10 protein-coding genes are annotated in these 12200 nt (G+C 40.7%); all 10 read right to left on the bottom strand.

The features are described from left to right. Positions 1 to 97: 97 nt before the first annotated feature. The 10 genes from TOL2_RS24325 to hisA all read right to left on the bottom strand — a co-directional run bounded on the left by TOL2_RS24325 (position 98) and on the right by hisA (position 11823). Positions 98 to 2008 carry a methyl-accepting chemotaxis protein gene (locus TOL2_RS24325; RefSeq protein WP_014958190.1) on the bottom strand — a complete coding sequence of 637 codons (1911 nt, stop codon included), beginning with the start codon at positions 2006 to 2008 and terminating at the stop codon, positions 98 to 100. Between the two features lie 15 nt (positions 2009 to 2023). Next, positions 2024 to 2401 carry a response regulator gene (locus tag TOL2_RS15115; protein ID WP_014958191.1) on the bottom strand — a complete coding sequence of 126 codons (378 nt, stop codon included), beginning with the start codon at positions 2399 to 2401 and terminating at the stop codon, positions 2024 to 2026. A gap of 218 nt (positions 2402 to 2619) precedes the next feature. Continuing rightward, a complete protein-coding gene (locus TOL2_RS15120) occupies positions 2620 to 4437 on the bottom strand; it encodes a sigma-54 interaction domain-containing protein (RefSeq protein WP_014958192.1) in 1818 nt (605 codons plus the stop codon). Positions 4438 to 4526: 89 nt separating this feature from the next. Further along, on the bottom strand, positions 4527 to 4952 hold the full coding sequence (locus TOL2_RS15125; protein WP_014958193.1) for a TRAP transporter large permease subunit: 426 nt from the start codon (positions 4950 to 4952) through the stop codon (positions 4527 to 4529). Beyond that, positions 4949 to 5293 carry a 2-oxoacid:acceptor oxidoreductase family protein gene (locus tag TOL2_RS15130; RefSeq protein WP_014958194.1) on the bottom strand — a complete coding sequence of 115 codons (345 nt, stop codon included), beginning with the start codon at positions 5291 to 5293 and terminating at the stop codon, positions 4949 to 4951. The genes TOL2_RS15125 and TOL2_RS15130 overlap by 4 nt, the downstream gene beginning before the upstream one ends. 1 nt (position 5294) lies before the next feature. Further along, positions 5295 to 7112, bottom strand: a complete 1818-nt coding sequence (locus TOL2_RS15135; RefSeq protein ID WP_014958195.1) for a thiamine pyrophosphate-dependent enzyme — start codon at positions 7110 to 7112, stop codon at positions 5295 to 5297. A gap of 134 nt (positions 7113 to 7246) precedes the next feature. Further along, positions 7247 to 8206, bottom strand: a complete 960-nt coding sequence (gene mdh / locus TOL2_RS15140; protein ID WP_014958196.1) for a malate dehydrogenase — start codon at positions 8204 to 8206, stop codon at positions 7247 to 7249. Continuing rightward, complete coding sequence (locus tag TOL2_RS15145) at positions 8206 to 9114, bottom strand: malate dehydrogenase (RefSeq protein ID WP_014958197.1); 909 nt, start codon at positions 9112 to 9114, stop codon at positions 8206 to 8208. Before TOL2_RS15145 ends, mdh begins: the two co-directional genes overlap by 1 nt. A gap of 336 nt (positions 9115 to 9450) precedes the next feature. Next, positions 9451 to 10950: a hypothetical protein gene (locus TOL2_RS15150; protein ID WP_014958198.1), complete on the bottom strand. Its 1500-nt coding sequence runs from the start codon at positions 10948 to 10950 to the stop codon at positions 9451 to 9453. Between the two features lie 108 nt (positions 10951 to 11058). Beyond that, entirely contained in the window at positions 11059 to 11823 is a 765-nt protein-coding gene (hisA, locus tag TOL2_RS15155) for a phosphoribosylformimino-5-aminoimidazole carboxamide ribotide isomerase (protein ID WP_014958199.1), read from the bottom strand. Positions 11824 to 12200 lie beyond the last annotated feature (377 nt).

Genomic DNA, 12200 nt, shown 5'->3' on the forward strand with positions numbered 1-12200 from the left:
TTTTGAGCCTTATTTCTAAAATTGAATTTTGAGTATATTCCATTTTGTTATTAATCCCCATCAAGAAAAATGCTGATTTATCAACAATGCGTCGCGTCTAAAAATCTTTAAATTCATCCTCTTCAAAAGGGATAAGCTGTTCAGGTTTAACTTCATTTTTCAAAGAAAGCATGGCACGCTTTTTAACTGCAAATTCCTTTTCAGGGGCAAAAGATATGTTATGATTATTTTGAAATCCCCTTCCTGATATTCCTTTTGTTTTACCGGTAACAAGCGTGACAAGATCTTCAACATAATCCTTGAGCTGTTCTGCCTGGGCATTCATTTCTTCGGATGCAGAAGCCGACTCTTCGGCATTTGCCGCATTTTGCTGGACCACCTTGTCCATTTCACTTATGGCAAGATTAACCTGCTCTATACCATTGGCCTGTTCATCTGATGCGCCTGAGATTTCCGCAATAAGATCTCCGACCTTGACCGAGCTTTCCGCCACTCTGGCAAAGGCCTCATTGGTGCTTGACACAAGCTTTGAACCTTCACTCACTTTTTTGACAGTTCCTTCAATAAGTTCAGCTGTATTTTTTGCGGCTTTGGCAGACCTCATGGCAAGGTTTCTGACTTCATCGGCCACAACAGCAAACCCGGCACCTGCCTCACCTGCCCTGGCTGCTTCCACAGCAGCGTTCAAGGCAAGCAGATTTGTCTGAAACGCAATTTCATCTATGGTTTTTATGATTTTAGAAGTTTCTTCGCTGGCTCTGGAAATATCTTCCATGGAACGGGTGAGCTGATCCATGGATTCATTGGCTGTTTTTACGACTTTATTTGAGTCTTTCATCAGGGTATCTGCATGAATTGAATTTTCAGCATTCTGTTTTGTTATAGAAGACATCTCTTCCATTGAGGCGGATGTTTCTTCAATGGATGCCGCCTGCTGAGACGAGCCTTCTGCAAGAGACTGACTGGTAGAAGACACTTGGCCGGCAGCAGAGGCCACCTGACCTGCGCCCTCGCTCAACCCTTTAATAATGAAATTAACCGGACCGGTAATGCTTCTGGTAATCAAAAATGCAAATAATGCACTCAGTAAAGCCGCAATAGTGGCACCAAGAACTATAATTTTATTGGCAATTGAAATCTGATTTTCCATTTTTATTTTTTGATCAGCTCTTGCCTCCATACACAATTTATTGGCAGCCCTTGCGGCTACAACCATTTCAGCATCTATATTTTTTTGTTCTTTCATTATTTGTGCAAAAGTCTTAAAGGCTTTATCATATGCCTGTATTGCAGCAATAACAGCATTGATCTGTTCTATATTTTTATTGTTTTCAAACCGTGACTTCAAATCATTTGACAATTCAAATATCTTTACCAGGTTTTTATCAACACTATCCTTCCATTTGCTTTCTCCTGCAGATATGATGAACTCTTTCTCGTTTTTACGGCTATCCATAAACAAGTTGATCATTCGGCTGGCATCATCGGCCTTCTCAAGCCTGTCATCAATGACGTCATCACCTTCACCATTTTTTCTTGCTGCCGCAAGCTGCTGTTTTTGATCCGCCCGGATGGCCTCAGTCTGTGCCAAAGCCTCCCTTGCCCTGGACCGCATTTCTTCCATAGCCATAGCCTTTTGCCGATCTGATTTTTCATATTTTTTAAATGCAGCTGAATACATATTGACCTTTTCAATCACCTGGTCCATTTGATCTTTGTTGATTTGATTATTAAAATTGCCTTTTGTTTCCATAGCCTGCTCAACAAGTTTTTCAACAGTTTCTTCAACTTTGTTTATATAAGTTTCTCCACCACGAATAATATAATTTTTTTCATGCCGCCGGGCTTCCGAAATCGTTTTAACAATACTATTCATATCATCTGCCTTTTCCACCCTGTCAACAACTCCGGAAAGGCTTTTAAAACCGATAAAGGCAACTATACAAAGAAACATAAGAACAATGGCAAATCCAAACGCGATTTTTATCCCTAAACTCAAATTTTTCATTATGACACTCCTATTTTATATACTGATTTGCTGCTTAATATCATTTTTAATATGATCCAGTAATAATTTCAGATTTGCTGCTTCAATCGGCTTTACCATGTAGTATAAAATACCTTGTTCCCTGACTTTTTGTTCCAATTCGCGGCTGCTTTGCCCGGTCATGGTAACAATACCGATATCAGGATTCATGCGTTTAAATTTCGGGATCAAATCAAAGGCCATGTAATCAGGAAGCATTATATCCAAAAGGATAAGATCAAAATTTTTCTTTGAAAACAGTTCAAGAGCATCTTTACCGGTTTCTGCTGAATTTGTTCTGTATCCCCAACCGGATAATCTTTTTGTAATATAGTTTGTAACCTGAGGGTCATCCTCGACAATTAAAATTATCATAAAATCCTCCTTTATGTTTTAAAACACAGCAAAACCAATGCCAACAGGATATAAAATCGAATAACCACTTGAAAACAAAACTATAATATTAATTTTTGAGTACATAAGATTGAAATCAGAAAAAAATCCCATGTATCAGGACTGACACATAGGATATGAGGAAAGATATCTTAATATTCTGAAATTATTAACAAACAACAAATGTGTCAACACTGCAACTAATGTATCTGCATTAACCCATATTTGTTGATTTTTCTAAAGAGGGTACTGCGGGTGATGCCCAATTGAGCTGCCGTATTGATCCGGTGCCAGTTGTTCTTTTTCAATGTTTTTAATATGTGTTCTTTCTCACATGCTTCGACAAATTTGATTAAATCTTGATGCTCACTGCTGATCAGATCACAAGAGTTATCACTGTTTGTAGGCATATCATTCTTAACGTCTAAAAATTCAAACACACCGGTTGAAAAAAACCTGAGCAGCACGTTTTGAAGTTCCCGGACATTTCCGGGCCAGTCATAATTATAAAATTCACTTATTATATAATCAGGAACCCCGTCATATTGACTTGTTTTTGAAAACATCTGCGTAAAATGTTCCACAAGAAAAGGGATGTCTTCCTTACGTTCCCTTAACGGCGGTAATTTTATTGGAATGACCTGAATTCTATAATAAAAATCCTCCCGCATATTGCCCTTAAGCACTTCTTTTTTCAAATCCTTGTTGGTCGCGACAATAATGCGAAAATCAGCCATGCGTTTTTCATTGCTTCCAATTGGATTATACCCTCCTCCATCTATTGCCCTGAGCAACTTGGCCTGCATATTGAGTGAAAGTTCACCAATTTCATCTAAAAGCAGGGTTCCGTTATCTGCCAGATCTAAAAAACCATGCTTATCAATCACAGCACCTGTAAAGGAGCCTTTTTTGTATCCAAAAAATTCACTTTCCAACAAGGGTTCCGGAATAGCCCCGCAATTAATGGTTACAAAAGCATTATCCTCTCTATGGCTTAAATCATGAATGGCCTTGGCGACAAGCTCCTTGCCTGTTCCGGATTCACCAAAGACAGAAACATTTGCATCAGAATTGGCAGCGCTTAAAATCTGATCATATACATTCTGCATTGTTTTGCTTCTGCCGATAATATTTCTGAAACGGTATCTCTCTTTCAAAGAAGATCTGAGCAGAATATTTTCCTGGCGAAGCTGTTTGGTTTCCTCTATAGACGACACCTCTTTTTTCTTTTTTTCCGTCATGTCCCGGAGTGTACACAATAATGCACAAGAAGAGTTCCAGCTTATGACATTACGCTTCTCCTCCACCCATATTATTCTTTTGGTCTTGGAAACAAATTGGTATTCAATTGTATTTTGGACATCATCACTATCAGAAGTTATTATTGTGGATTTATCGTACTTGCTTATAAAATCACGGGAAATAAACCTGTTATATCTTTTACCAACAACATGTTCCGGCGAATCATAGCCTGCCATTGAGGAAAAAGCATTATTTGCAAACTTATACTCCCCGTCCTGAATGATAACTATTCCATCAGCAAACCGGTTGGTCAGTATTTGATATCGAGCCTCTATTTCTTTTAATTTTTTATTTGTTTGTATCCGTTCAATAATTTTACCCACTCTTTTGCAGACATTGTCAACGAGATCTTTTTCTTCTTTCTGGAAAGGGTCTTTATCAAGCGGGGATATTTCACGGGTATAATAAACTTCCAGAAATCCTATTTTTTTTCCCCCTGTATGTATTTGTGAAACCAATTTTAATTTTGTTGCTTTAAAAAACCTTGATTTATAGCTTATTCCATTAACACAAGCTGTTGCACAAGCGATGTCAGGATATCTAAAGCTTGACGGAACAATGTCAACCACAGATTGCATCAGATCGTCAATTGTAAGATTTTCAGTTTCAGCTACATTTGCTATGGAATACACGCAATGAAGCTCTTTAACTCTTTCTTTTAATTTTTCGCGTAATATTTTATTTGTCTGTTGATAGACAGAGACTTTTTTTTCCATTGTTTTATTATTTCCCAAAAGCCTTTTTTGTCAAGACAAGATAAGCGAAAAAAAACACTCTGATTTCAAACTTTTTTTAAGAGTTCTTTTTATTGTAAAAGTGTGGGCAAAAATGTAATGATCGCCGGAAAAATCATCAACAGGATAATACATAAAATATACGCCGGAAGAAAAAAAGAAACCCCCTTAAATACCTCTTTAAGCTCCGTTCCCTTGGCCATACCGGCAACGACATAGGTGGTTGCCCCGACAGGAGGAGTTACTGCACCCAAGGTTGTTACCACTGTAATGATAACCGCAAACCACACGGGATCACACCCGAGTTCTTGTGCCACCGGAAAAAAAATGGGAATGGTTATCAACAGCAGGGCCAGCGCATCCATAATAGCTCCGCCAACAGCATAAATCAAAAAAATAACCGCCAGCACAACTGTACCGGAAACCGGCAGAGATGCGACCCATGATGCAATATTAAATGGGATACGGGTCAGGGCAAGAAATTTTCCAAGTATCATGGCCCCTGCAATGAGCAAAAAAAAAATCTGTTTGACTCGATCCTGGAAGGACTGTTCACAACGCTGAATCCATTATCCTTTACCAGATATCCATGGTGATGAAAGGTCTCTTCTTTTAAGGCAATAAGTGCGTCAGCCTTTCCAGGCCGGATCAGCGGACCTGAAAAATCTCCAATCTTAAGATAGGAAATGACAATCCCGCCTCGCTGAGCCATACCATGTGTTTCCGATGTCAGCACCTTGTAATTTTCTGCCATGGCTGTCTCGGCCAGCAGCTTTGTGACAAACAGCACGCCCTGGCCGCCCAGACCACTTATTATGATTTGTTGTTCCACAGACATATTACCCCTCCTGATGATTTATAATAAGAGACCCTTTAGGGCAGACAAAGCTGCACACCCCGCAACCGCTGCACAGTGTATCATCCAGCGACACACAGGTTTCCTCCTGGTTCAATGAAAGGGCCGGGCATTCAAAATGGTTGACGCAATAGCCGCAACCATCACAGGAAGACTCATCCACAACCACCTTTTGAAAATCTTCTTTGAGGATTTTTTTGTCCATATTGAGCAGACACGGATATCTGGATATGACAACGGCAGGACCATTGTCCTTACAATAGTCACACGCTTGCTTGAGCAGATCAATCAGTTCGGGAAGCTTATACGGATTTGCCTGTTTACAAAAATTCACGCCGCAGCCTTGAACGATTTTTTCAATGCTCACCGAGTCACAGGCGTCTCCGGAAGCATCAAACCCCGATGCAGGGGTTGGCTGATGACCTGTCATGGCGGTTGTCCGATTGTCTAAAATCACAAGCACATAGGGTGTTTTTCGCACAACCGTTTCAATAAGGGCTGGAATCCCGGAATGAAAAAAAGTTGAATCGCCAATGGTGGCAATCACCTGGGGGTTTTTCTTATTGTTCTCATAGGCCAGGGTGAACCCGGAGGCCTGGCTGATACTTGCCCCCATGCACAGCACCGTATCCACTGCCCCAAGATTTATTCCCAGGGTGTAGCAGCCGATATCACTGGTGTAAATGCCCCTGGGCGCTGCTTTTTTAATGGCAAAAAAACTGGCCCTGTGGGGACAACCTGCACACAGGGTCGGACGTCTTCCGGCAATTGCAGGCGGTGTGATTTCCTGATAATCAAGATTGTAAAAAGATGCGATCAATTTTTCAATGGTCTCGGGGAAAAGTTCCCCGGCCCGGGATACAAACCCTGAATTTTTTCCTTTAACCTTTTTTTTGTCGGCAAGCTGCATCTCAATCACACCGGCGGTTTCCTCTATAACAAGGATATCTTCATAAGATTCAAGTTCCTCCATAAATTTCGTATGAAGAGGAAACGGCTGAAGAACCTGATACACCGGAATTTCAAGATCCAGGTCTTTTACAATATCCTTTGCACTGGCAGCAGCAACGCCTGAAACAACAATGGCTTTGCCTGATTTTTTTGCAGTGCCGCTCATAAGCGTCGGTTGAGTGGGATTCCAGGCCGCTATTTTTGAAAGTTTTTCTTCAAGCTCTTTGTGAAGGGTTAACCGGAATTTTGGCGTGGCAGCCCATCTTGCCGGATTTTTTTCAAATTCAGCTTCTTTTCTTTCATAAACGATGTCATCCATTTCCATGTTTTGACGGGTGTGACAAACTCTTGTGGTCGGACGAATCATCACGGGAATTTCAAAGGCTTCAGACAATTCATAGGCCAGGCCCACCATGTTCTCGGCCTGCATGGGAGAAGCAGGGTCCAGAACCGGCAGTTTTGCCATGACCGCCATGAGCCTGCTGTCCTGTTCTGTTTGAGAGGAATGGGGTCCGGGATCATCAGCGCTGATAACAATAAATCCGCCTTTAACGCCTGAATATACGGCACTCATAAGCGGGTCAGCCGCAACATTCAATCCCACCTGTTTCATGGCTACAGCGCTTCTTACGCCTGCCTGGCAGGCGGCATAGGCTGTTTCAAATGCTATTTTTTCATTCACTGCCCACTGGGCATGGACAGGAATATTATATTCTTTTTTAAAGGATACGAACGATGCAAGAATCTCGGAAGAAGGCGTTCCCGGATAGGCAGTTGCAATTTCGCACCCATTTTTGAGCAGACCGTATGCAAGAGCATCGTTACCCAACATCAGTTTTTGTCTGGTCATAATCTCCACCAAATTTAAATAATCAAATTTCATTTGCGTTTCTGCGGACAGTAACATTGCAGAGAATGAAATAAAAATCAAAGCTTTTTTGATTTTTTTACTTTTTGATCATCTTTAATTCAGTGGATAACACCCTATTCTGATGAATCCGATCCAAGCCCCGGCCGGTAAAAGCTTCTCAACGTCTCAACTCCTTTTTTCACCCCCAGGGCAGACTGGTCCAAAGCCTGTTTTTCATCCGGCGTCAGGTCCAGTTGAATAATTTTTTCAATGCCGTTTCTACCCAGCAGCACCGGCACCCCCAGGAAAACATCATAATAACCGTATTCGCCCCTCAGGTATGCAGACACCGGAAGCACCCTTTTCTCGTCCTTTACAATGGCCTCAACCATTTTGGCAACCGATGCGCCGGGCGCATAAAATGCACTGCCTTTTTTCAGAAGAGAAACAATTTCACCGCCCCCGGTACGGGTTCGGTCAATCAATTGATCAATGGTGGCCTGATCCATAAGCTCACTTACGGGGATACCATTGACCCTTGTATACCGTGACAGCGGCACCATGCTGTCACCATGCCCCCCCAATACCATGGCCATGACATCCCCGGGCCAGACATTGAGTTCTTGTGCAATAAAATACCTGAATCGTGTGGAATCCAGCACACCTGCCATGCCAATGACTTTTTTAAGAGCAAACCCTGACTCCTGAAGCGTTACCATGGCAATAATATCCAGGGGATTTGAAACCACAATAACAATGGCGTTGGGAGCGTATTCGGCAATGGCCAGGGATGCTTTCTTTGCAATCCCCACATTGATTTTCATCAAATCCATGCGGTCCATCCCGGGTTTTCTGGGAATGCCGGCAGTTATCACCACCACATCAGAATCAATAATATCCTTGTAATCATTGGTCCCCGAGATATGAACACTGTATTTTCTCATGGGTGCGGCATGAAGATAATCCAGGGCCTTTGCCTGGGGAAGGCCTTCAACCACATCAACCATGACAATATCAGCCAGATTTTTTTCTGCAATATAGTAAACGGCAGTTGCGCCCACATGGCCTGCTCCGATTATAGATACCTTATGCATTAGTCTGCCTCCTTTATGGTCTTGGCAATCAGGTCCGCAGATTTTTTCAACGTCTTTATCTGTGAATCTTTGAGCCGAGGTTGAATCACTCTTGAAATGCCTGTTTTATTGATCACACAGGGAAGGGATAAGGCTACATCCGAAATTTCAAACACCCCGGACAGGACATGGGAAACCGACAGCAACCGCCCGGTATCATGACAGATGGCTTCAGCAACTTCAGCAACCACGGCGGAAGGTCCGTAGTATGCTCCGGCCAGCCTGGCCAGGTCAACGATCAGGTTTCCGGCCTGCCTGGTTTTTTCAAATATCTCCTCCATCCGGTCTGATGATAAAAAATTATCCAGGGAGATGCCCGATACACTGCAGTAATCCTTTAATATAATCATATCATCCATGTGCCTGCCAATCACCTGGGCAGATACATTTTCCGTGGAAACCTTGAGTTCTTCGGCGATGAGAAAACGAAGCCTTGTGGCATCCAACACACCGCCAATACCCATGATCTGATTTGCCGGAAGACCGGAGATCCGGGCAAAAACCGTTGTCAGAAAATCCACGGGTTCGGTCACGATAATGACCTTGGTGTCAGAGCCTGTAATTTTTGATGCATAAACATCGATAATCTTTTTGTTTTCCCAAAAAAGTGCATCCCTTGTCATTCCCGGTTTTCGCACAGCCCCGGCAGTGATGATGATGATATCACAACCAAGGACGTCTTCGGGCCTGTCAGTACCTGATATTTGGGTACGATACCCCCGGATGGGGGCCGCTTCCATCATGTCAAGCGCTTTTCCCTTTGCCGTTCCTTTCCGGATATCATAAAGCATCACATCGTCCACCCCTTTTTCAGCCAAGAAAAAGGCAGTGTTTGCACCCACATTGCCGCTGCCGATAATTCCGATCATGGTATCCTCCTTTGCTGATTTACCTTAAAGGCCCACATTTTAAAACTCCACATTGATGAATGACTTGTCTGAATCTGATTAATTGAATGGAATCTTAGCTTTGCACTGAATTGTAACATACGACAATCAAATTCCATAATGCTGCTGATAATAAAAATTTTATTCGAAACAAACAGGAAAAGTCAAGAAATTATATCGGGTCCGGCTATTTGATTGCCGCACATCAAATAGCCGGATAAATTTATTTGGCGGGAGTACAAACCTTAAAATCAATGCACGCTCATCATATCACAAATCAGGTGCAGGCCTTTGAAATAAAATGTCTGCCCATTGAAGTTATGCGATTATGGTTGGGCTTAAAACTTTTTTTGCCTGAAGACATGTATAGCCGTTTTCATACAAAAAAGATTCAATTTGATCGGATATTTTAGATCCTTTTTTAATAATTCCCTGATCATGTAATTCAATAATCCTGAAGATCGCTTTTGACAAATAGGTAAACCCTAAAAATATTTTTTGGGCGCTTTTTTCCTTATTACCCAGAGTAACGTCACCTCTTTCGTCATAAATTGTCTTCAAATCCTTTTTGATTTGACTTACTTCATTATCATCTTCAGCCAATAAAACAGTACCATACAAGCAGAATTTAAATATAACTCCACCACCTTGTGCAGAAGACCCCAGCAGACTTTCCAGCCCCATAAAAGCATCCAGAACGGCATCCCGATCTGTCTGCGACACATAACTTCTGCCCCAATACCAAAATGCCTGTTTTAAATCAGGCAGTTGTTTAATTGCTTTCCGGGCTTTTTTCATTAATAGCTTAACTGAATTTAAATCTATCTCTTCAAAATTGTAAACCATGCCCCCACAGGTTCGGGTCTGCCTTCGAAAAACCCCATAAAAGCCGGCTGACAATCGATTGCCGATGGTGTCGTCATAAACAATCATGTCTTCTCTAAAACCGGTAATAGGCTTTTGCCCTGACATCAAGGCCCATTTGCAAAGATCTAAAGTATCACATATTTCATTTTCAATAAGAGTGGTTGCACGAACCTTTTTGTTGCCGATCTCATATGAAGTTTCAAGTAATTTAGGTAAAATGGAACCCGTAAATTCTATGAGAGCAACTTTTTCATTAAAACCATAGCGTTGCAGGTCAACATAATCGAATTTATCACGATGCTTTGAGATATAAATAAGCAGCTGCTTTGCTGAATACAGTTTTAAATAAATATTATTAGATAATTTATAACCTTTAAATTTTCCGGAATGATTCACATATAACAATGGGCATCTGGCTATATAAATAGTCTTTTGACTTACAATTTGCTCAACGATCTTATTTATTAAATTTATTTTTTTGGAAACCGGCAAATACCAAAGAGTTATGTTCGCATCTTTAGCCGCTTCATCATAGGCTTCATCACTTAAACTTCGTATTACAGGATTTTTAATATACTTTTCAAAAACCAAAGATTTCCAGGTGTTTTTATCCTGGTTTGAGTCTGTCAAAGTTATTTTAAAAGCACCTTTTTCCCACATATAGTCATAAAACTCATTTATCTCCCGTCCGTTTTCGGGTGCAATTATTTTTTTTGCTTCAATACGATCATAACAAGGAAAATTAAACTTTGAGATTGGAATATGAGTTGAATCAAGATCACAAATCCCATAAATTGTCTTTTCCACCATAGGCACTTTGATCTGTTTGTTTTTTAAAAACTCAAGATACCAGGTTATGGTTGTTTTAAGAATAATTTTAAGTTTTTCTTTTTCAATTTTCTTAAGCTTTATGTCAGGTAATGTCAGGGTATTTTCTTTTTTATTATTCATGATTAAATCTTTAATATCCGAGTAAAATCAATTTTTTTTATTTAGTGAACTATATGCAAATTAATTCAAAAGAGGCTGTTTACGAAAAAGAACATCCAAAGGATGAATTCAACAATTTTCCTTGTGCCATTTCACAACATCCTTATAAGAAATATCGCCCCCAAATATATCAAGAGCGCTACCAATGGTCAGATCAACCCTGTTTCGTCCCAAATGCTTAACTTTGTCAAGATCTGAAAAACGGTTTGCGCCACCCGCATAGGTTACAGGAATGGGAGAACAGGTTCCCAGCAATTCAACCAGATCTGTCTGGATTCCCTGCATCATGCCCTCCACATCAACCCCGTGAACCAAAAATTCATCACAATATGATGCCAGATGAATTATGGTTTCCGGGTTCACCACAACATCCGTATATTTTTGCCATCTGTCTGTAACTATCCAAAACTCTCCATTTTTTTTTCTGCAACTCATGTCAAGTACAAGATTTTCTTTACCAACGCAATCGACAAGGGTTTGAAGTTTTGCAAGGTCTATTTTTCCATTGGAAAACACATAAGATGTAACAATCACATGACTTGCTCCGGCATCAAGATATCTTTCTGCATTAGAAGGGGTAATTCCGCCGCCGATCTGTAATCCTCCGGGATAGGCTTTTAGAGCAGATAGCGCCGCATCCGTATTCCCAGGACCAAGAGATATGACATGTCCACCTTTCAGGTTGTCTTTCCTGTACATTTGTGCGAATTCTGAAGAGGCTCTTCCTGTTTGAAAATTGGTAACAGGAGACACCTTTTCCGATTCTTTCAGGGTCCCTCCGACAATTTGAACAACCTTTCCTTCCCGCAGATCAATACAAGGCCTGAATTTCATTATTTATTTTCCTTAAACAACAGAACTTTGAGTGTCGGTTAAATCTTAATACCCATTAATATTCATTTATATAAAAACGACATTTTTTTATTTGTACCATTTGGGTGGTCATGTACCGAGGTTCCAATCCAACAACTGAATTTAAAATCAAAACAGCCAATAAAAGGCTATTCATATCAAATATATTGTTTTTTGCAAGATCTATATTGTTATACAGGCAACAAAATTAGTTTTTTTCAGTTCCTTGCTTTATCCTTGACACAGAAATCCTGTCTTGTCATAATTCACCATTATTCCAATTCTTCCAATTATTCCAGTTTTTCCTTGTTGTGTATATTGATTAATATAGTTTTGTTTTCATGGTGTTGATGCTGAAT

Origin of the sequence: Desulfobacula toluolica Tol2 (genome assembly GCF_000307105.1) — a bacterium.
Classification (GTDB): Bacteria; Desulfobacterota; Desulfobacteria; order Desulfobacterales; family Desulfobacteraceae; genus Desulfobacula; species Desulfobacula toluolica.

Coding starts and splice junctions, on each gene's coding strand:
- TOL2_RS15145 (WP_014958197.1), bottom strand. CDS start 9,114: ATGATCGGAATTATCGGCAGCGGCAATGTGGGTGCAAACACTGCCTTT.
- TOL2_RS15130 (WP_014958194.1), bottom strand. CDS start 5,293: ATGTCTGTGGAACAACAAATCATAATAAGTGGTCTGGGCGGCCAGGGC.
- TOL2_RS15150 (WP_014958198.1), bottom strand. CDS start 10,950: ATGAATAATAAAAAAGAAAATACCCTGACATTACCTGACATAAAGCTT.
- TOL2_RS24325 (WP_014958190.1), bottom strand. CDS start 2,008: ATGAAAAATTTGAGTTTAGGGATAAAAATCGCGTTTGGATTTGCCATT.
- mdh (WP_014958196.1), bottom strand. CDS start 8,206: ATGCATAAGGTATCTATAATCGGAGCAGGCCATGTGGGCGCAACTGCC.
- TOL2_RS15125 (WP_014958193.1), bottom strand. CDS start 4,952: ATGATACTTGGAAAATTTCTTGCCCTGACCCGTATCCCATTTAATATT.
- TOL2_RS15115 (WP_014958191.1), bottom strand. CDS start 2,401: ATGATAATTTTAATTGTCGAGGATGACCCTCAGGTTACAAACTATATT.
- TOL2_RS15135 (WP_014958195.1), bottom strand. CDS start 7,112: ATGACCAGACAAAAACTGATGTTGGGTAACGATGCTCTTGCATACGGT.
- TOL2_RS15120 (WP_014958192.1), bottom strand. CDS start 4,437: ATGGAAAAAAAAGTCTCTGTCTATCAACAGACAAATAAAATATTACGC.
- hisA (WP_014958199.1), bottom strand. CDS start 11,823: ATGAAATTCAGGCCTTGTATTGATCTGCGGGAAGGAAAGGTTGTTCAA.